The sequence below is a fragment of the Actinokineospora enzanensis DSM 44649 genome (genome assembly GCF_000374445.1).
Taxonomy (GTDB): Bacteria; Actinomycetota; Actinomycetes; order Mycobacteriales; family Pseudonocardiaceae; genus Actinokineospora; species Actinokineospora enzanensis.
The window spans coordinates 203708-222581 of record NZ_KB894406.1; the positions used below are offsets into that span (position 1 = coordinate 203708).

General features: G+C 71.6%; 18 protein-coding genes. 9 read left to right on the plus strand and 9 right to left on the minus strand.

The genetic code is table 11. The features are described from left to right. Positions 1-168 precede the first annotated feature (168 nt). The 3 genes from accD to C503_RS0107850 all read left to right on the plus strand — a co-directional run bounded on the left by accD (position 169) and on the right by C503_RS0107850 (position 3915). Positions 169-1917: an acetyl-CoA carboxylase, carboxyltransferase subunit beta gene (accD, locus tag C503_RS0107840; RefSeq protein ID WP_018681634.1), complete on the plus strand. Its 1749-nt coding sequence runs from the start codon at positions 169-171 to the stop codon at positions 1915-1917. Positions 1918-2000: 83 nt separating this feature from the next. After that, positions 2001-2552 (plus strand): acetyl-CoA carboxylase biotin carboxyl carrier protein, encoded by a 552-nt coding sequence (locus C503_RS0107845; protein WP_018681635.1) that lies wholly within the window; start codon positions 2001-2003, stop codon positions 2550-2552. A 10-nt stretch (positions 2553-2562) separates the two neighbouring features. Continuing rightward, positions 2563-3915 (plus strand): acetyl-CoA carboxylase biotin carboxylase subunit, encoded by a 1353-nt coding sequence (locus C503_RS0107850; RefSeq protein ID WP_018681636.1) that lies wholly within the window; start codon positions 2563-2565, stop codon positions 3913-3915. Positions 3916-3991: 76 nt separating this feature from the next. On the opposite strand, the gene C503_RS0107855 is transcribed toward C503_RS0107850, so the two are convergent. From C503_RS0107855 to C503_RS0107870, 4 genes are all read right to left on the minus strand, one after another. Beyond that, positions 3992-4729: an SDR family oxidoreductase gene (locus C503_RS0107855; protein ID WP_018681637.1), complete on the minus strand. Its 738-nt coding sequence runs from the start codon at positions 4727-4729 to the stop codon at positions 3992-3994. A gap of 107 nt (positions 4730-4836) precedes the next feature. Next, positions 4837-6438: an FAD-dependent oxidoreductase gene (locus C503_RS0107860; RefSeq protein ID WP_018681638.1), complete on the minus strand. Its 1602-nt coding sequence runs from the start codon at positions 6436-6438 to the stop codon at positions 4837-4839. Further along, complete coding sequence (locus C503_RS0107865; protein WP_018681639.1) at positions 6431-7378, minus strand: aromatase/cyclase; 948 nt, start codon at positions 7376-7378, stop codon at positions 6431-6433. Before C503_RS0107865 ends, C503_RS0107860 begins: the two co-directional genes overlap by 8 nt. Before the next feature lie 47 nt (positions 7379-7425). Continuing rightward, positions 7426-8211: an SDR family NAD(P)-dependent oxidoreductase gene (locus C503_RS0107870; protein WP_018681640.1), complete on the minus strand. Its 786-nt coding sequence runs from the start codon at positions 8209-8211 to the stop codon at positions 7426-7428. A 173-nt stretch (positions 8212-8384) separates the two neighbouring features. Here C503_RS0107870 and C503_RS0107875 point away from each other — a divergent pair, with 173 nt between their 5' ends. The 4 genes from C503_RS0107875 (at position 8385) to C503_RS38515 (ending at position 11785) form a co-directional block, all read left to right on the plus strand. Then, positions 8385-8879: a nuclear transport factor 2 family protein gene (locus C503_RS0107875; protein ID WP_211222340.1), complete on the plus strand. Its 495-nt coding sequence runs from the start codon at positions 8385-8387 to the stop codon at positions 8877-8879. A gap of 26 nt (positions 8880-8905) precedes the next feature. Next, positions 8906-10471: a class I adenylate-forming enzyme family protein gene (locus C503_RS0107880; protein ID WP_026316079.1), complete on the plus strand. Its 1566-nt coding sequence runs from the start codon at positions 8906-8908 to the stop codon at positions 10469-10471. 13 nt (positions 10472-10484) lie between these two features. Beyond that, the gene (locus C503_RS38510) at positions 10485-10787 is read left to right on the plus strand and encodes an antibiotic biosynthesis monooxygenase family protein (RefSeq protein ID WP_018681643.1); all 303 of its coding nucleotides are present in this window, start codon (positions 10485-10487) and stop codon (positions 10785-10787) included. A 71-nt stretch (positions 10788-10858) separates the two neighbouring features. Next, positions 10859-11785 carry an acyltransferase domain-containing protein gene (locus C503_RS38515; RefSeq protein ID WP_018681644.1) on the plus strand — a complete coding sequence of 309 codons (927 nt, stop codon included), beginning with the start codon at positions 10859-10861 and terminating at the stop codon, positions 11783-11785. A 134-nt stretch (positions 11786-11919) separates the two neighbouring features. Here C503_RS38515 and C503_RS0107895 read toward each other — a convergent pair whose 3' ends face one another. Together C503_RS0107895 and C503_RS47265 are read right to left on the minus strand one after the other, a co-directional pair. Beyond that, entirely contained in the window at positions 11920-12858 is a 939-nt protein-coding gene (locus C503_RS0107895; protein ID WP_018681645.1) for an MBL fold metallo-hydrolase, read from the minus strand. Then, on the minus strand, positions 12815-13525 hold the full coding sequence (locus tag C503_RS47265; protein WP_018681646.1) for a helix-turn-helix transcriptional regulator: 711 nt from the start codon (positions 13523-13525) through the stop codon (positions 12815-12817). The genes C503_RS0107895 and C503_RS47265 overlap by 44 nt, the downstream gene beginning before the upstream one ends. A gap of 240 nt (positions 13526-13765) precedes the next feature. Between C503_RS47265 and C503_RS0107905 the strand changes: the two genes are divergently transcribed. Further along, a complete protein-coding gene (locus C503_RS0107905) occupies positions 13766-14791 on the plus strand; it encodes a methyltransferase (RefSeq protein WP_211222341.1) in 1026 nt (341 codons plus the stop codon). Between the two features lie 95 nt (positions 14792-14886). Here the strand turns inward: C503_RS0107905 and C503_RS0107910 are convergent, their stop codons facing one another. From C503_RS0107910 to C503_RS0107920, 3 genes are all read right to left on the minus strand, one after another. Continuing rightward, positions 14887-15591 (minus strand): AfsR/SARP family transcriptional regulator, encoded by a 705-nt coding sequence (locus C503_RS0107910; RefSeq protein WP_018681648.1) that lies wholly within the window; start codon positions 15589-15591, stop codon positions 14887-14889. A 297-nt stretch (positions 15592-15888) separates the two neighbouring features. Beyond that, positions 15889-16446, minus strand: a complete 558-nt coding sequence (locus C503_RS0107915; protein WP_018681649.1) for a carboxypeptidase-like regulatory domain-containing protein — start codon at positions 16444-16446, stop codon at positions 15889-15891. Positions 16447-16624: 178 nt separating this feature from the next. Then, positions 16625-18100 (minus strand): DHA2 family efflux MFS transporter permease subunit, encoded by a 1476-nt coding sequence (locus tag C503_RS0107920; protein WP_084476869.1) that lies wholly within the window; start codon positions 18098-18100, stop codon positions 16625-16627. 90 nt (positions 18101-18190) lie between these two features. On the opposite strand from C503_RS0107920, the gene C503_RS38525 reads away from it, so the two are divergent. After that, on the plus strand, positions 18191-18826 hold the full coding sequence (locus C503_RS38525) for a TetR/AcrR family transcriptional regulator C-terminal domain-containing protein (RefSeq protein WP_018681651.1): 636 nt from the start codon (positions 18191-18193) through the stop codon (positions 18824-18826). Positions 18827-18874 lie beyond the last annotated feature (48 nt).

Genomic DNA, 18874 nt, shown 5'->3' on the forward strand with positions numbered 1-18874 from the left:
CGGTCGACGCGGCGCCGGTCCCGCGCAACGCCCCGTGCCCGCTGCCGACGCGACCATCCCGCCGACGCGATACGACCCGGACCCCCGTGGTCGACCGCGCCTCGTTCAGTCGTGGGACGCGCAGGCGGAGGGTCCGTCCACGGCGGTGATCGCAGGGAGGGAGCGGCCATGTCCAGCGAGACGATCGAGCGCCCGGTGGAGAGCGCGCCTGCGCGGTGGGTGCGGTGTGCCGGGTGTGGCGCCGTGCTCTACGCCCGTCGGATCTCGCGTGAGCTGGGTGTGTGTCCCGAGTGCGGTCATCACCATCGGCTCACCGCTGACGAGCGGATTCGCGGGTTGCTGGATGAGGGGTCCGTGGTCGAGTTGGACCATGATCCGGCTGATGGGGACCCGCTGGGCTTCACCGACACGGTCGCCTACCCGGCCCGACGTGCTGCGGCGCGGGCCAAGACCGGCCTGCGCGAGGCTGTCGTGTGCGTGCGGGGGAGGGTGGAGGGTCGTCCGGTGGTGTTGGCCGTGATGGACTTCCGGTTCCTCGGCGGCAGCCTCAGCGGCGCGGTCGGTGAGCTGATCACCCGGGCGGGGGAGGAGGCGCTGCGGCGGCGGGAACCGTTCGTGATCGTGAGCGCGTCGGGTGGGGCGCGGATGCAGGAGGGTCCGCTGTCGCTGATGCAGATGGCCAAGACGAGCGAGCTCATCGGGCGGTTGGACGCGGCCGGGGTGCTGGTGGTGTCGATCGTCACCGATCCCACGTTCGGCGGGGTGGCGGCGTCGTACGCGACGTTGGCGGACGTGATCATCGCGGAGCCGGGGGCGCGGCTGGGGTTCGCCGGGCCGCGGGTGATCGAGCAGACGATCCGGCGGCCGTTGCCCGCGGGCTTCCAGACGGCCGAGTTCCTGCTCTCGCGCGGTCTGATCGATGCCGTTCACCCGCGCGCGGAACTCCGTGCCCGATTGGCGTCATTGCTCGCCGTGACCGCTGCGGCCGGTGAGTCCACGGTGGATGGTTTGACGGACACCCTGCCGGGGACCGCGCGTCGCGGGTCGGACGGCGGGCGGGAGCTTGGCGCTGGTGTGCGGGCGGTGGAGGCGGATGGCGTGGTGCGGGATCCCGGTGCGTTGCCGGAGGTCGATCCGTGGATTGCCGTGCGCGGCGCTCGGGACATCGCTCGACCTACCGCTGCGGATTACCTCGGGCGGATCTGCTCGGAGTTCGTCGAGCTCCGGGGCGATCGGCTGGGCAAGGACTGCCCGGCGGTGCTCGGCGGTATCGGCCTGTTCGACGGCGCGCCGGTCATGGTCATCGGCATCCGCAAGGGCCACACCGCCGCCGAACTGGGCGCCGCCGACTTCGGCATGGCGTCCCCTGCGGGCTACCGCAAGGCCGCCCGGCTCATGCGGTTGGCCGCCAAGCTGGACATCCCGGTCATCACGCTGATCGACACCCCCGGTGCCGCACCCGGCCTGGAGGCCGAGGAGAACGGCCAAGCATACGCGATCTCGGACAGCATCCGGCTGATGGCGGGGCTGCCCGTCCCGACCGTCGCCGTCATCACCGGCGAGGGCGGCAGCGGCGGCGCCCTGGCCCTGGCCACCGCCGACCGCGTGCTCATGTTCGCGGGTGCCGTCTACTCGGTGATCAGCGCCGAAGGCTGCGCCGCGATCCTGTTCGGCGACGCCTCCCTGGCCCCCGACGCGGCCCGCGCCCTGCGCGTCGACGCCCGACAACTCCTCGAACTCGGCATCGTCGACGGCGTCATCCCCGAACCCGACGGCGGCACCCAGTCCGACCACGACGCGGCCGCCCGCGCCCTGCGCGCAGCACTGACCGGCGCCCTGCGAGAACTCCGAGCGCTGGACAAGGAAACCCTGACCCGCCGACGCCACACCTGCTTCCGCAGCTTCGCCGCCGACTGACCCGCCTGCGCGGCGTCGTGCGTCCGCCCGCCTGTTCAGGCGTTTCCCGTCCGTGTGATACCCCGAGTGGAAGAGAGGACGAAGTGACCGAAGACCTGTACCGCCCCGGCCTGCGCCGGGCGGACCTGGAGGCAGGCGGGCCGATGGACCCGTTCACCCGGGACGCCGGGGTGGAGTTGATCGATCCGGTCGACCTGGGGTCGCTGCTGCGCGAGGCGATCGGCGCTGCCACCGACCTGCTCGGACGGGACGGGCGGCCGCCGACGTCGTTGTCGGTGCGGGCTGGGGCGGTGGCCATCGATCTGTCCTGGCGTGAGCCCGCGAGCCGGGGGCACCGGGTGGACGCGCCCGCTCCCGTCGTGCCGGTGGTCGAGACGGCGCCTGTCGCTCCGGCGGGGCATGTGGTGACCGCGCCCACGGTCGGGGTGTTCTACCGGTCGCCGTCGCCAGGGGCCGAGCCGTTCGTCAGTGCAGGAGTGACGGTCAGCGCGGGGCAACAGATCGGCATCGTCGAGGCGATGAAGCTGATGATCCCGGTCGAGGCCGACCGCGCGGGCACCGTGGCCGAGATCCTGGTCGGTGACGGTGACCCGGTCGAGTTCGCCACCCCGCTGCTCGTGCTCGACCCGCACTGAGGGGCGCGCCATGATCTCCAGCGTGTTCATCGCCAATCGCGGCGAGATCGCCCTCCGGATCGCGCGGGCCGCGCGGGACCTGGGGGTGCGGGTGGTGGCCGGGTGCTCCACCGCCGACCTGGGCTCCGCGGTCGGCGGGGTCGCCGACCGGGTCGTCCACATCGGACCGGCGCCGTCCCGGCGCAGCTACCTGGACGCGGCGGCCACGATCCAGTCGGCGCTGCTCAGCGGGGCCGAGGCGGTGCACCCCGGGTACGGCTTCCTGTCCGAGGACGCCGACTTCGCCGAGGCCTGCGCGGCCGAGGGGCTGGTCTTCATCGGCCCGCCGCCCGAGGTCATGCGCCGGTTGGGCGACAAGTCGACCGCCCGCGCGGCCATGACCGCGGCCGGTCTGCCACTGCTGCCCGGCGCCATCGAGCCGATCCAGGACGTGGACACCGCCCGCGCCCTCGCCGCCGAGATCGGCTACCCGCTGATCATCAAGGCGGTCGCGGGCGGCGGCGGTCGCGGCATGCGGATCGTCACCGCGGAGGCGGGCCTGGCCCCCGCGTTCGAGGAGACCACCGCGACCGCGCGCCTGCTGTTCAACGACGGCCGCGTCTACCTGGAGCGCTACCTGGCCCGCGCCCGGCACGTCGAGGTGCAGGTGCTCGCCGACGCGCACGGCAACTGCGTCCACCTTGGCGAGCGCGACTGCTCGGTGCAACGCAGGCACCAGAAGCTCATCGAGGAGTCGCCCGCACCCCGGCTGCCCGCCGAGCTCGTCGACCGCATCTGCGCGGCTGCGGTGCGCGGGGCGCTGGCCACCGGGTATGTGGGCGCGGGGACGTTCGAGTTCCTGGTGGGCGAGGACGGGCGGTTCTACTTCATGGAGGTGAACTGCCGGATCCAGGTCGAGCACCCGGTGACCGAGATGGTGACGGGGATCGACCTGGTGCAGGAACAGTTCCGGGTCGCGGCGGGGGAGCGGCTGCGGCTACTCCAGTCCGATGTGGAGCGTCGGGGCGTGGCCATCGAGTGCCGCATCAACGCCGAGGACCCGGTGCGCGGCTTCCTGCCGACGCCGGGTCTGCTGGAGGAGTTCGTCCCCCCGGGCGGCGCCTTCGTCCGCGTCGACACGCACGCGCACACCGGCTACCGCGTCCCACCGGACTACGACTCGCTGCTGGCCAAGGTGATCGTCTGGGCACCGGACCGGCCCGCCGCGATCACCCGGATGCGCAACGCCCTGGCGGAGCTGCGGGTCACCGGCCCCGGCGTGCACACCACCGCGGCCTACCTGGACGCCGTCCTGGCCGACGCCCGTTTCGCCGACGCCACCCACCACACCCGCCTGCTCGACGACTTCGCCTTCACCGGCTAGCCGGGGAGACCGCCAATGCCTCGACCCTGTCTGCCGACCGAGTATCGGTGGTCGGCATACAGGGTCGAGGCATCGTTCACGCCAGCAGCGATAGCCCGCCGTCCACGGTCAGAACCTGTCCGTGCAGGTGCGCCGCCTCCGGACGGCAGAGCAGTGCGACCACGTCCGCCACCTCCACCGCCGTCACCAGCCGCTTCAATGGCGACCGCCCCGCCACCCGCTTGGCGATCTCATCCGGCTCCCCGCAGGCGACCTTCCCCGGCGACACCACGTTCACCGCGATCCCCGACGGCGCCAGCTGCACCGCGAGATACCGCACCGCGCTCTCCAGTGCCGCCTTCGCGATCCCCTGCCCGACATACCCCGGCACCACCCGCCGCGCCCCGGTGCTCGACACCGCGATGACCCGGCCGCCCGGCCGCAGTAGCGCGACCAGATCCTTGGCCCCGTGCAGCAACGGCCCCAGCACGGTCGCCAGGTCCCGCTCGCACGCCTCGACATCCGGGTCCACCGCCGACATCGGTGTCATCGCGGCCGCCGCGTGCACGAGGATGTCCAGCCGTCCGTAGCGGGCCGCGATCCCCCGGTAGAGGTCGGCCACCTCGGCCGGGTTCCCCACGTCGGCCCGGACCGCGCTCACCTTGCCCCCGGCCGCCGTCAGCTCCGCCACCGCGGTCTCGGCGGCCTTCTCGTCCCGGGCGTACCCCAGCAACACCTCGGCACCCCGCCCCGCCAGTGCTGCGGCCACGGCCCGCCCCACTCCACCGGTACCCCCGGTGACCAGCGCGGTCGCCCCTTCCAGCTCGACAGCCATTCCTCCACCTCTCCTGGTCGACGCCGAACCGACCGTGCGCGAGACCCGAGGGTCATCGCGCACGGTCGGCCGGGTTTCCTGTTTCACTTGTATCGCCGGATGATCCGTCAGCCCGCGTCACTGTGGACGCCGGGGCGGACCGGGTCGGCAGGCAGCCCTACCCGTCGCAGGGTCGCGGGCAGGGTGTCGGCCGGGCCGCGGGCGGCGAGGTAGCCGTCCGGGCGGATCAGGGCATATGAGCCCGGTGTGCCGCCGAACGCGCGGTGCAGGCGGCCGTCCGGGTCGGGGAGCGGGGCCGGGTGGTCGCCGGTGGACGACGCGCCCAGGACGGTACGGAGGGCCACCGCCGTGTCCGGGACCGACAGCGGGACGACCGACGGACCGGCGAAGTGCAGCAGCGTCCACCGTGGATCGCGCAGCTGGGCCAGCAACGCGCGCCAGCCCGGACTCTCCGCGACGTCCTTCTCGGTGCAACCCACCCGGTCTCCGGGCTGCCAACCGGATCCGGTCGCGACAGTCGACAGTGGACTGTCCCGATAGTTCAGTCCCAACCCGCAGAACCCGCGCACGATCTTGCCCTCGATCTTACGCTTCAACGGCCGCACCCGGCTCACCACGCCCAGCCCCAGCGGCAACAGAACCGGCGCCAGCGTGTCCCGCAGGGCCACCAGCGCGGTCGCCGTCCGGGTCGAGCGCAGCAGCGTCGCCCCGATCGGCACCCGCTCCGCGCCGTAGGTGTCCAGCAACGTCTCCGTCGCGTGGCCGCGCACGACATCCGCCAGTTTCCAGGCCAGGTTGATCCCGTCCTGGAGCCCGGTGTTCATCCCTTGCCCCGACGCCGGGCTGTGGACATGCGCCGCGTCACCGGCCACGAAACACCGGCCGACGCGCATCCGCTCGATCATGCGCTGCTGCACGGTGAACACCGACACCCACGTCGGAGCGGACACCGATACCGGCTTGCGCAACGCGCCCGTCAGCTTCGCCTCGATGCGGGCCCGGACCGTCTCCGCGTCGCCCTCGTGGTCCACGGTGTCGATCACTCGCCACTTGCCCGGCTCCGGGAACGGCACCAGCAGCAGCGCCCCCGCCCCGGTGTGCACCAGGTGGTTGCTGTTCGGCGGCAGGTCGACATCCACCACGACGTCGGCGTTCAGCCAGGTCTGCGTCGAGTCGCCGGACAGCCGCAGCCCCAACGACTTCCGCACGACGCTCCGGCCGCCGTCGGCACCCACCAGCCACGGCACCCGCACGGTCTCCAGCCCGCCGTGCCCGTGTCGCAACCGGACGGTCACCCCGTCGGCGTCCTGCTCCAGCCCCGCCACCGCCACCGACCACTCGATGTCCACGCCCTGCCCGGCCACGCCCTCGCGCAGCACCCGCTCGGTGAGCACCTGGTCCACCATCAGGCTGAACGGGAACCGGGTCGGCAGCGCGTCGTAGTTGGTGTCGAACCGCACCAGCCGTCTGCCGCGCTGGTGCACCGAGAAGTGCTCGACCTTGCGCCCCAACGGGAGCAGCCGCTCGGCCAGGCCGATCTGGTCGAACAGCTCCAGGGTGCGCGCGTGCGTGGCCATCGCCCGGCTGGTGGTCGCCGGGCCGGGGGCCGCGTCCACCACGCGGACGCGGACCCCGCGCCGGGCCAGCTCGTGCGCGACCACCAGCCCGACCGGGCCCGCCCCGGCCACCAGGACGGCGGCCTCAGGCATCGTGTCCCTCGGCGTACTTCTTGGCCAGCGCCAGCGTCGCCTGGCTGTTGCCGCCCGCGGCGGCCCGGATGAACGCCTTCGCCGACTCGACCGTGCCCTCCGCGCCCAGCACCTTGCCGATGTTGGCCGAGTTGACCACCACCGCGTGCCACGAGGTGACGGTCACCGCGTCGCCCTCCTTGCGGATGCGCCACTCGCCGACGTGCGCGGTCATCAGCGACGGGGTGCGCAGCTGCTTGTAGGTGATCCGCTCGGCCGGGAAGCACACCCGCACCGACTCGGTGGTGTGCACCGAGCCGTCCCGGGCCAGCGTGTCCATGGACATCCGCTGCACGTTCGGCTCGTCCTCGGTCAGCGTGATGTCCGGGACGTGCGGCAGCCGCTCGCTCCACCGGGACGCGTCGTAGAGGAAGTCGTAGACGGTCTCCGGGGAGGCCAGCACGGTCACCGAGTCCTCGAACTCGAACTCCAGCTCGCGCACCTCCTCGGCCCGCTCCGCGACCGCCTTGAGGTTGGCCAGCTCGGTCTCGCTGTTGCGGTTCGTGGCCTCGGTGATCCAGGCCAGTGACTCCGGCTTGTCGTCCACGGCGGTGAAGTCGTGTTCCAGCACCAGCTTCGTGCCACCATTGGCGCCGTCGAGCACGCGCCAGGTGCCCTTCATGCTCGCCACCGGCGGCGAGGATACCTCCTGCTGGAACGTGATCACCCGGCCCGCCTGGTCCAGCACGCGGTGCGAGGTCCACGACTTGACCTCGCCGTTGGCCGTCGCCCAGATCGCCAGCCGCTCGGTGGTGTCGGTCAGCGCCGTCTGTTCCACGTGGATGGTCGGCTCGAACAGCCGCGGCCACGCGGCCGCGTCGCCGATCAGCGCGTAGACCGCCGCGGGCGGCGCGGCGATGTCGATCTCATGGGTCAGGTGCGTGCGGGTGCTCTCGGACATGGCATACCTCCGGGGCTCGGGCGGTGGGGATGGGCGCGGGAGAAGGACTAATAACTGCTCAAACCGCCGCAGACGTTCATTGCCTGGGCGGTAATCGACGCGGCGGTGTCGGTGGCCAGGTAGTCGATGAGGCCCGCGACCTCCTCCGGGGTGGAGTAGCGCCCCAGCGGGATCTTCTGGTTGAACGCGGTCAGCACGGCCGCCTCGTCGGTCTCCCAGGTGTTCGCGTAGGCCTGCCGCACCCGCACCGCCATCGGCGTCTCGACGTACCCGGGGCACACCGCGTTGACCGTGGTGCCGGTCTGCGCCAGCTCCTTGGCCAGCGCCTTGGTGAACCCGATGACCCCGGCCTTGGCCGCCGAGTACGGCGCGCCGAGCGGCACGCCCTGCTTGCCGCCGGTGGAGGCGACGTTGATGATCCGGCCCGGCCCGGCCTCGCCCAGCCGACCGGTGGTCAGCGCGGCCCTGGTCACCAGGAACACGCTGTTGAGGTTGGTGTCGATCACGTCGTACCAGAGCTCGTCGGCGATCGCGGCCGTCTTGCCGCCGCCGTTGCGGCCCGCGTTGTTGACCAGCACGCTGATCGGCCCGAATCGGTCCACCGCCGCCTCGACCAGCGCCTGCACCGAGTCCTTCGACCGGACGTCGGCCTCCGCGCCGTCCACCTCGTAGCCCGCCTCGCGCAGCTCCTTCACCGTGGACGCCACGTTCTCCAGGGTCCGGGCACAGAGGAACACCCGCACCCCCCGCGCGCCCAGCCGCCGGGCGGTGGCCAGCCCGATCCCGCTGGTCCCGCCGGTCACCAGTGCCACGTCGAGCGTGTTCGCCGTCATTGTCCGCCCACCTCCGTGCGAGTGCCCCGGGCAGCGCGGGGCGCTGTCGGGTGTGGTCTGTACGCCGCCAGCCTCACCGGCCCGGTTCGACCGCAGACCGAACACCGTTGGAGGCGGCCGACCCTCATCCGCTCTCCAACCGCCTTCGACGGCGGGTGACCAACCTTCGGGGGGTGGCGTCGACCGGCGCCGCGGACGAGTGGGCGGAGCGAAAGGACTTCCTGGTGACGATCTCCGACAACGCGGTGCGGACCAGTGCGGATCTCTATCAGGAGGTCCAGCACTTCTACGGCCGCCAGATGCGCTACCTGGACGACAACCACATCGAGGCGTGGGCGGCCACCTTCACCGAGGACGGCGTGTTCTCGGCCAACGCGCACCCGGAGCCGCAGGTGGGCCGGGACAACATCGTGGCGGGCGCCCGCAAGGCCGCCGCCGCGCTGGCCGAGCAGGGCATCCAGCGCAGGCACTGGCTGGGCATGGTCGAGGTGGCCGAGGCCGCCGACGGCACCGTGGTGGCGCGCAGCTACGCGCTGGTCTACAACACCCCGCGCGGCGGGCAGGCCGCGGTGCACCTGAGCTGCTCGTGCGAGGACGTGCTGGTCCGCGAGGACGGCGAGCTGAAGGTCCGGACCCGGCGGGTCACCCGCGACGACCTGCTGCCGTGACCGCCACCCGGGAGGAGGGGACGTCGATGTCCACCGGTGTGGTCACGGGCGAGTCCCTGGACGTGCTGGGCGGCCTGGTCGGCGGCCCGCGCACCGACGACGTGCTGCGCGCCGCCGCGGTGGCCGCGCCCGACGCGGTCGCGCTGGTCTCGCCCGCAGGCACGCTCACGTACGCCGAGTTCGACCTGAAGGTCGACGCGCTCGCGGCGGCCCTGCGGGAGCGGGTCGGTCAGGGCGCGGTCATCGCGTTGACCGCCGCGCTGGACGAGTCGTTCGCGGTCGGCTACTTCGCGATCGCCCGCTCCGGCAACATCAGCGCGCTGATCAACCCGCTGCTGCGCCCCGACGGCTATACGCACGTGCTGCGCACCTCCGGGGCACGGCTGGCGATCGTGGTGCCGTCGGTGTACCTGCGGGTCGCCGAGGTGTTCGACCGGCTGCCCGAGCTGGGGTGGCTGGTGCTGACGCACCGGGTGGGGGAGGAGCTGCCGGAGGCGGAGACCGTCCGGGAGCTCGTCACCGCGGCGACGCCGTCGTCGGACGAGCCCGACGCGGGCCCGGACGACGTGGCGTGCCTGCAGTTCACCAGCGGCACGACCGGCGCGCCCAAGGCGGTCCGGCTCTCGCACCGCAACCTGACGGTGAACGCGGCGCAGGTGGCGCACTCGCACCGGCTGGACCCGTACTCGGTGCTGGTGAACTACCTGCCCACGTTCCACCTCATGCACCTGACCGCCGGGGTGGCCGCGCGCGCCACGCACGTGCTGTGCCCCGGGGACGATCCGGTCGTCGCGATCGAGACCGCCGCCCGGTACCGGGCGACGCATTTCTACAGCCTGCCCGTGCGGCTCTCGCGGCTCGCCGTGGACCCGCGGCTGTCCGGCCTCACCGTGCCGACCCTGCGCGCGATACTGTCCGGCGGCTCGTCGCTGCCGGGCCCGGCGACGCTGTCGCTCTCGCAGCAGTTCGGCGTGCCGGTGGTGCAGGGCTACGGCCTGGCCGAGACCTCGCCGTTGACCAACAGCGAGAACCTCGACCGCTGGAAGCTCGGCTCCAGCGGCCCGCCGGTCCCGGGCACCTCGGTGCGCGTGGTCGACGTGGCCACCCGGGCGGTCCTGCCGGTCGGCGGGATCGGCGAGATCGAGGTCGTCGGCCCCCAGCTCATGCAGGGCTACCTGGGCCGCGACCTGGCCACGGAGCTGACCGCGGACGGCTGGTTCGCCACCGGCGACATCGGTCGGGTCGACGCGGACGGCCACCTGTTCGTGGTCGACCGGATCAAGGACGTCTTCAAGTGCGACAACTGGCTGGTGTCGCCCTCGGAGATCGAGCGCGTCGTGCTGCGCCACCCGGGCGTCGCCGACTGCGTGGTCGTCGACTACCCGGACGAGTTCAGCGGCGCCGTCGCCTGCGGCGTCATCGTCCCCCGGGGCGCCGACTTCGACCCGGAGGACCTGCGGTCCTTCGTCGCCGCCCGCACCCCGTACTACGAGAACCTCCGCCACATCACCCTCGTCGACGCCATCCCGCGGTCCCCCAACGGCAAGGTGCAACGCCGTGCGGTCCGGGACAGCGTCCTCGGCACCTCTTGATCAGGAGACGGACATGTTCACCTTCATCAACAGCTTCAAGGTCACCGGCCCGACGGCCGACTTCGAGGCCGCCCTCGGCCGGATCAGCGCCCATATGTCCAGCCGCCCCGGTTTCCGCTGGGCCAAGCTCTACCGCAGCATCCGCGACGCGGACGTCTACGTCGAGATGGCCGAGTGGGACGACGCCGCCTCGCACCGCGCCGCCACCCAGGAGCCGGGCTTCCAGGCCAACATCGGCTCGCTGATGGCCGTCGCCACGGCCGAGCCCGGCCCGTTCGAGCTGCTCGCCGACCACGAAGGACAGCCGGTCGCCTGACCGGCCTGCCGTTCCGCCACCTACTCACCCCCGGGGTGGCGGAACGGCTCTTTCCTTTTGGAGGAGCCACAATGACCACCGGTGACGTCGTCCTGCTGATCCCCGGCCAGGGCGCGCAGTACCCCGGCATGGCCGTCGACCGACACCGCGCCGACCCGGCCTTCGCCGCCGATATCGACGAGTTCTTCGCGCTGATGGGCCCGCGCGGCGCGGAGATCCGCACCGACTGGCTTGCCGAACACCCGGTGGTGCCGATCGACGACGCGTCCCGGGCCCAGCCGCTGCTGTTCGCGCTCGGGTATGCGCATGCCCGGTCCCTGATGCGCGGCGGGGTGGACCCTACCGTCCTTATCGGACACAGCGTCGGCGAGCTGGTCGCCGCCTGCCTGGCCGAGGTGTTCGACCTGGCCACGGCCGCGGCGATCATGAACGCCCGGTTGAGCGCGCTGGCGGATATCGCCGACGGCGGGATGGTCGCGGTCGCCGCCTCGGCGGCGACCGTCGAGCCGTTCCTGGTCGACGGGGTGGTTGTCGGGGCGGTCAACGCTCCTATGCAGACAGTGGTGTCCGGGGCGCGTGCGGCCCTGGACGAGGTCGTCGCCGCGATGACCGCCGCCGGGCTGGTGTGCTTCCCGGTGCCCGCGCTACAGCCGTTTCACAGCCCGGCCGCCGCGGGGCCTGCGGCGTTGTTCACCGCCGGGATCGCCGGGTTGCCGCTGCACGCGCCTCGGCGGTTGATCCAGTCGACGGTCACCGCCGAGGTGGTCACCGGGGCCGAGGCCCGGCGGCCGGATTTCTGGGCCGAGCAGATCGCGCAGCCGGTGGTGTTCTGGCCTGCCGTGGACGCGGTGTTGTCGGATCCCGGGTTGCTGGGGGACGGGTTCGTCGTGGTGGAGGCGGGGGAGGGGAAGTCGCTCTCCTCGCTGGTACGACGTCACAAGGCGATGCGGTCGGGCCGGGGCTCGGTGTTGCGGCCGGGCGAGCTGGTACACCGGTAACCACAGCACACGAAACCCGCCCCCGGCCGAAGCGGCCGGGGGCGGATTTCGCCGTGTCGGCTACCGTCCACAGCAGACTTGACCGGAACGGTTCCGCCTGCGCGGCGAGGGAGGTGCCGCGCAGGCGGAAGTACTCATGCGTGGCAGGTGGGCAAACCCCCGTAGTGCTTCACCATCGCCCCGAACATCTCGCCCACATCCAGCACGGCCCCGGGCTCGGCCCCCCGGGCCTCCGCGCAGGCCCGGAACAGGTTCGGCACCAACCTCTCCCCGTCCACCCACTCCGAGAACTCCCCGAGCGACACCGACGAAGCCACCTCCAGCGGCCCCACCCCCGAAGCCACAGCCTCGCAGGCAAGCCCGCTCAACCACCGCAGATACCGCACGTTGGCGTCCAACATCTCGATCCCGCACACCGGCCCGTGCCCCGGCACGATCACCGACGGATCCAGCCGCCGCACGGTCTCCAGCGCGTCCAGCAACCCGCGAACCGACCCGGTCATCACGAACGGCGTCACCCCGGACATCACCAGGTCCCCGGCGAACAACACCCGCTCGGCGGGCAGCCACACCGCCGTGTCGTAGGCGGAGTGCGCGGGCCCCAGATGGAGCAACTCGGCGACCGTTCCCCCGGCCCGCACCGTCATCCGGTCGCGGTAGGTGACCGTCGGGGCGTCAACCCCTATCTCGCCCCACTCCACGTCCGGCCACAGTGTCGTCAGGTGGAGCCCGTGCGCCACCATGTCGGCGGCCGTGCCCTCCTGGGCGATCACCGTCGCCTCCGGGAAGGCCGCGTTTCCGAACGTGTGGTCGCCGTGCGAGTGCGTGTTCACCAGGAAGCGTGGCGGCGGCGCGCCGGTGCTCGCGATCATGGCGCGGAGCAGTTCGGCGCGTCCCCTGGTGGCCGCGGTGTCGATCAGCACGGTGTCGTCCCGGCCGGTGAGGACGCCCGCGTTGTTCAGGCACCAGCCGCCGTCCGGTTGCAGGAAGGCGTGGACGCCGTCGGCGACCTCGGTGAGGGCAGGCGCCTCAGCGCTGGGCGTAGCGGTCGGCGAGTGCGGGTTTGCGGTCATGGCCCGAGCATGCGCGGAGGCGATCGTGGTGCTCTGGGGGCGTGATCGGGCGGTCGAGCCGGATGCCCAGCCTGCCATCCTGGTTGGACCGGTTCACCGCGTCGATGCGAGAGACCGCCCCCAGCTTGCCGAAGATGTTGCGCAGGTGCCGCTTGACCGTGCCCTCCGCGATGGACAGGTGGGTGGCGATCTGGCGGTTGCTCATCCCGCTGGCCACCAGGTCCAGGACCTCGCTCTCGCGCACGGACAGCTGCCTGCGCTGCTCGTCGTACGGGTCGTCCTGCTGGGCGCGGGCAGTGGGCAGCATCAGCACCACGCCGTCGTCGCGGCGGTCGGCGGTGACGATGGCGTCGGTGAGGTGGCCGAACGGGCTGTCGGGGGCCAGGTGCACGTCGGCGCCGAGGTCGCGGGACTGGCTGATCGCCACGCTGCGCAGCGAGCGGGCCACCAGCCGCAGCCCGCCGAGGCACTGGGCCAGCGCGAACGCGGGCGCGCCGCCGACGACCACCACATCCGGGCAGGCGTCGAGCAGCAGCTGCATCTCCGGCCCGTCGAGATCGGTCGCCCCCACGACCACGAACCTGCCCTCCGCCGCCAGCGCGTTCCGCAGCGCCTCGCGTAAGAGCAGGGAGCCGTACAGGAGCAGGACGGAGATCGTCTTAGGCATGGTGCTAACCCCCTGTATCGACCATGATCTTAAGTAGCTTAAGTGCGACACTCTCAGCTTCCGTACCGCCGAACGAGTGGACGCCATGGTAACGGCTATCCAGGGTGGTCAAGCTGGTTTATCGGTACTTTTCTCGGCAATTGTCCTAGGGGTGCGATCAGTCCTCTGCGTGATTTCCAACGGCATTCGATCGCGGACGGTCACGATGGGGTATCACGTGCGTCGAGCAGGAGGAATCCGATGTCGGAAACGGTACGGGCGAACGGCCCCATGGACACCGCCGGGGTCATGCGGCTCACCACGGCCTACGCCGAAAGCAGGCTGCTGCACAGCGCGGTGGAGGTCGGTGTCTTCGAATTGCTGGCCAACGGCCCGGCGGTGGAACCGGAGATTCGTCGTGAATTGAGCCTGCATGCCCGTTTCCTCCCGCATTTCCTGGACGCGTTGGTCGCGCTGGGGCTGTTGGAGAAGGACGGCGAGAGCTACCGCAACGCCCCCGCCGCGGCCCAGGTCCTCGTCCCCGGTGGCGAGGTTTTCCTCGGCGGCCGGGTGCGCGCCGCGGCGACCAAGCACTACCACACCTGGGGCAGGCTGACCGACGCCCTGCGTGACGGCGAGGCCAAGGCGGGCGGCGGGCCCAACGCGTTCAAGCGCCTGTACAGCGACCCCGCGCAGACCCGCGCGTTCCTCATCCACATGGACGCCAACAACGGCCAGGTCGCCCCACAGCTCGCCGCGACCGTCGACTGGTCCGGCATCCGCGACTTCGTCGACGTCGGCGGCGCCCGCGGCAACGTGGCCGCGCACCTGGTCGCCGCGCATCCGCACCTGCACGGCGGCGTGTTCGAGCTGCCCGCGGTGGAGCCGGTGTTCGACGAGCTGATGGCCGAGCGCGGCCTGACCGGCAAGGTCACCTTCCACGGCGGCGACTTCTTCGCCGACCCGCTGCCCGCCACCGACGCGATCGTGCTCGGCCACGTGTTGCACGACTGGTCCGGGGACAGGTGCGTGGAGCTGCTGGAACGGGTCCGGGACGCGCTCAACCCCGGCGGCGCGGTGGTGATCTACGACCAGATGCTGGACGAGACCGCGCCCGCGCTGCGCAGCCTGATCGGCAGCCTCAACGTCGGCCTGATCACCGAGGGCGGCGGCGAGTACACCGTGTCCCGGTGCCGCACCTGGCTGGAGAAGGCGGGTTTCCGGTTCGCCAAGGCCACTCCGTTCCCGCAGGGCAACGACACGGTCGTGGTCGGCATCAAGAACTGATATGCCCCTATCCGAAGCGGAAGCCGGGACGCCTGTGGCGTCCCGGCTTTCCCGTGTTCTCGGGCTGTTTTCTTGAGGATCTCTTGAACCGGGCTTCAGACCGCGGTGAGCAGCGGCGCGTCGATCTGGTCCTGCTCGGCCAGGATCGACCGGTGCACCTCGCGGATGACCGCCGAGGGCTCCAGGCCCAGCTCCTCGTTCAGGATCGACCGGACGCTGCGGTAGGCGTGCAGCGCGTCGTTGCGCCTGCCCGCCCGGGTGAGCGCGACCATCAGCTGCGCGTGGAACCATTCGTTGAACGGGTGCTCGGTGACCAGCGCGCGCAGCTCCCCGATGAGGTCCACGTGCTTGCCGAGCAGCAGGTCGATGTGGGTGCGCAGCTGCAGCGCGGCGATCCGCCGGTCCTCCAGGCCCGCGACGTGCGTCTGCAGCAGCGGGCCGATGCGCACATTGCTCAGCGCGGGCCCGCGCCACATGACCAGTGCCTCGGTGGCGCATTCCGCGGCGGTGCGGATGTCACCGGAGGCCAGGTACTCCTTGGCCATGGCGTGGAACATGTCGAAATCGGCAGTGTCCACCGTGCCCGGCGGCAGCCGCAGCACATAGCCGGGTTCCTGGGTCTGCACCAGCCGTTCCGCACGCGCCTCCCCGAAGGCGTTCGCGAACAATCGGCGCAGCTGGTAGATGTAGGTGCGCGCGGTATTGACGCCGCTGCGCGGTGGGGTGCCCTCCCATAACTCCTCCACCAGCGCGTCCACGCTGATCAATCGGTTGGCCCCGACGGTCAGCAAAGCGAGCACCTGTTTTACTTTAGGAGCTGTGGGAGTCAGCTCCGCTTTACCGTCGAATACCCCCAAGGGCCCGAGGATCGTGATGTTCATCACCGCTCCCTTCGAAACACTCCCCATGCCTTGCCGACGTTAGCGCACAGGTAAAGCGGGGCCAATCATTATGCCTCTAAAGGAACACGGTGTGACCTGACCGGGTACCGCTGTCGATCATCGGACGATTGACCCGGTCGGCGCGTCAACTGCGCTGGCCGGGTCAATGCGGGGTGGTCTGTTCGGCGCGCACGCCGATAGGGGTGCCGGATTGCCTTATAGTGGTTCAGGAGCGGAGGGTGGGTCATGCCGGAGCAGATCACGGAAACGCCGTTCGCCCTCGACCAGCTCCACCGTCCCGCGGGTCGACGGGTGCCCGGGCAGGTCCACCACGTGCTCGCCGGGGTGCAGTCCCTCGAACAGGTAGCGCCCCAGTTCATCGGTCACCGTCCGCCGCAGCTCACCGTCGGGGAGGACGAGCCGGACCGTGACCCCGGTGAGTGCCCCGGCTGGTCCGCTCACCGTGCCCGCCACCGACGCCCGGTGCGGCAGCAGCGTCACGTCGTAGTGCACCGTCCCCGGCGGCAGGTCCAGCCGCGTGGTGCGCGGCTCGCACCGGGCGGCCGACCAGATCGCCAGGAAGCTGCCGGGCGCGTCGGTGGCCAGCCAGTAGTGCCCGCACGGCGGGCACGCGCACTGGTCCACCTGGGTGCCCGAGGTGTCCACCAGGGTCGCGGTGGCGTCCGGGATGACCCGCCCCGACCGGTCCCGCACCGTCCCGGTGACCATCGCGACCGCGAAGTCGACCGGTCCGGACGCGTAGACCTCTGCCATGGCGTGCCCCTTCTCGTCGTGCCCTGTCCCGCCGCGCCGGTCCGGACCGCGTTGTGTCGTACCGCGCTGTCCCGAACCGTGCCGCCTCGAACCGTGCCGTCCCGGACCGTGCTGCCCCGGACCGTGCCGTCCCGGACCGAATCGGTCGACACGGTGTCGGCCGGGGCGTCGGTCGCGGTCATCGCCGCGCGTCGGTCGCCGCCGACTCCGCCCGGCTGACCTTCTCCGCCTTGGCCAGCACGAACGCGGGCAGCAGCGCCAGCACGGTGAGCCCGATGACCCAGTAGTGCGTGCTGCCCATCGCGTCCGCGGCCGCCGCGGCGGTGGGGTGCTCGGGGAGCATGTCCTGGTAGATCACGGTCAGCAGGGCGATGCCCAGCGAGCCGCCGAGCCGCTGCATCAGGTTCAGCTGCGGGGTGGCGTGCGGGATCTGGTCCTTGCGCACCACCGCGTAGGTGGTGGACATCGCGGGCACCACGGTCAGGCCGGTCGCCACGCCGCGGGCCACCAGCACCACGCCCAGCCACCAGTAGCTCTCGGTCGTGCCGATGACGGCGAGCGGGATCGTGCTCACCAGCGCCAGCACCAGGCCCGAGATCACGACCCGGCCGCCGCCGAAGCGGTCGCACAGACTGCCCGAGATGGGGGTGGCGATGAGCGCGCCGATCGCCTGCGTGGCCACCATCAGGCCCGCCACCAGCGGCGTCTCGCCGCGGGCGTGCAGGAAGTACAGCGGCAGCAGGGCCAGCGACCCGTACAGCACCGCGCCGAGGCTGAACGAGGTGATGCACGCGGACGCGAACGCCTTGTTCGCGAACAGTCGCAGGTCGAGCAGCGGCTGGTCGCGGCGCAGCGAGTGCCAGACGAACGTGCCGAGCAGCAGCACGGCGGCCACGATCAGGCCCGCGCTGATGCCGACGTGCGGGTTGTTCGGCACGGTCACGTCGGCGATGCCGTACGTCAGCATCGGCATGCCGAGTGCGGTGAGCACCAGGCCGAAGGTGTCGAACCGGCCCGCCTCCCCGCCCGGGGTCCGCTCCAGCGTGAACCAGGCGAAGACCAGCGCGATGACGCAGAGCGGCACGTTGATCAGGAACAGCGAGCGCCAGCCGAGGTGGTCGACCAGGATGCCGCCCAGCGTCGGGCCGAGCAGCGGGGCCAGCACGATCGGCACGCCCATCATGGCCATGATCCGGCCCAGCTGGTCGCGCCGGGCGCGGGCGGCCAGCAGCATCTGGCCCGCCGGGACGAGCAGGCCGCCGGTCATGCCGAGCGCGGCGCGCGCGGCGATCAGCAGGCCGATCGAGTTGGCCGCGGCGCCGACCGCGGACAGGACGGTGAACATGGCCAGCATGGCCAGCCACAGCCGGGCCGCGCCGAAGCGCCGGGCGAGCCAGCCCGCGAGCGGGATGACCGCCGCGTACCCGAGCAGGTACGCGGTCACCGACCAGTGTGTGGCTCCCGAGGAGGAGTGCAGGTCGACGCTGATCTTCTCGGTGGCGGCGTTGAAGACGGTGGTCGTCAGGGCCGACATGAAGGCGCCGAACGCGACGATGGTCGCGGTCAGCACGATCGCCGCGGGCAGCTTCGCCGGTCCGGCGGGCGGTGTCGGGGCGGGTGGTGGGGCTGTCGTGCTGAGAGGCTTGGCTGACATCGAGGGCTCCAGAGAGAGGTTCCTTAACGACGTTAAAGACGGTAGCTTAACCCCATTAAACTGTCAATGATCTCCCCTGGAAGGTGGGCCATGGCCCTCTCGCGGCAAGTCATCCTCAAGGCCGCGCTGCAGCTGCTGGACGAGGTCGGCCTGGACAAGCTGACCCTCCAGCGCATCGCGGACGTGCTCGGCGTGCAGACGCCTGCCCTGTACTGGCACTTCAAGAACAAGCGCGAGCTGTTCGCGCACATGGCCGACGAGCTGGTCCGCTCCCAGTTCGAGGACTTCGGCGAGGCCCAGGCCGACCTCCCCTGGGACCGCTGCATGGTCGAGCTGGCCCGCCGCGTCTACCGCACCCTGCTCTCCCACCGCGACGGCGCCCGCCTGTTCGCCGGGAACCACCTGCAGTACGGCTTCGCCCAACGCAGCCTGGAGAACGTCCTGACCGCCCTGCGCGCCGCGGGCTTCACCACCTTCGAGGCGCTCACCGCGTGCAGCACGCTGGTCAACTACACGACGGGCACGGTCATCGAACAGCAGAGCCTCGCCCTGATGAGCGGCCCGGACCCGCAGACCCCCGCCCAACCGGACGCGCCGAGCGAGCTGAGCAAGGCCGAGGCGTCGGCGCTGTTCGACCAGGAGGCCATGTTCGAGCGCGGCCTGGAGATCGTGGTGGCGGGCATGGCCGCCAAGTTCGTCCGCACCACGGCCGAGCGCACCGGCTGACCTGCCGGGAGAACGACGAAGCGGACCATTCCGCAGGTGGGATGGTCC

Coding starts and splice junctions, on each gene's coding strand:
- C503_RS0107895 (WP_018681645.1), bottom strand. CDS start 12,858: ATGACCGCAAACCCGCACTCGCCGACCGCTACGCCCAGCGCTGAGGCG.
- C503_RS0107860 (WP_018681638.1), bottom strand. CDS start 6,438: ATGCCTGAGGCCGCCGTCCTGGTGGCCGGGGCGGGCCCGGTCGGGCTG.
- C503_RS0107915 (WP_018681649.1), bottom strand. CDS start 16,446: ATGGCAGAGGTCTACGCGTCCGGACCGGTCGACTTCGCGGTCGCGATG.
- accD (WP_018681634.1), top strand. CDS start 169: ATGTCCAGCGAGACGATCGAGCGCCCGGTGGAGAGCGCGCCTGCGCGG.
- C503_RS0107855 (WP_018681637.1), bottom strand. CDS start 4,729: ATGGCTGTCGAGCTGGAAGGGGCGACCGCGCTGGTCACCGGGGGTACC.
- C503_RS0107880 (WP_026316079.1), top strand. CDS start 8,906: ATGTCCACCGGTGTGGTCACGGGCGAGTCCCTGGACGTGCTGGGCGGC.
- C503_RS47265 (WP_018681646.1), bottom strand. CDS start 13,525: ATGCCTAAGACGATCTCCGTCCTGCTCCTGTACGGCTCCCTGCTCTTA.
- C503_RS38515 (WP_018681644.1), top strand. CDS start 10,859: ATGACCACCGGTGACGTCGTCCTGCTGATCCCCGGCCAGGGCGCGCAG.
- C503_RS0107850 (WP_018681636.1), top strand. CDS start 2,563: ATGATCTCCAGCGTGTTCATCGCCAATCGCGGCGAGATCGCCCTCCGG.
- C503_RS0107870 (WP_018681640.1), bottom strand. CDS start 8,211: ATGACGGCGAACACGCTCGACGTGGCACTGGTGACCGGCGGGACCAGC.
- C503_RS0107865 (WP_018681639.1), bottom strand. CDS start 7,378: ATGTCCGAGAGCACCCGCACGCACCTGACCCATGAGATCGACATCGCC.
- C503_RS0107920 (WP_084476869.1), bottom strand. CDS start 18,100: ATGTCAGCCAAGCCTCTCAGCACGACAGCCCCACCACCCGCCCCGACA.
- C503_RS38525 (WP_018681651.1), top strand. CDS start 18,191: ATGGCCCTCTCGCGGCAAGTCATCCTCAAGGCCGCGCTGCAGCTGCTG.
- C503_RS0107905 (WP_211222341.1), top strand. CDS start 13,766: ATGTCGGAAACGGTACGGGCGAACGGCCCCATGGACACCGCCGGGGTC.
- C503_RS38510 (WP_018681643.1), top strand. CDS start 10,485: ATGTTCACCTTCATCAACAGCTTCAAGGTCACCGGCCCGACGGCCGAC.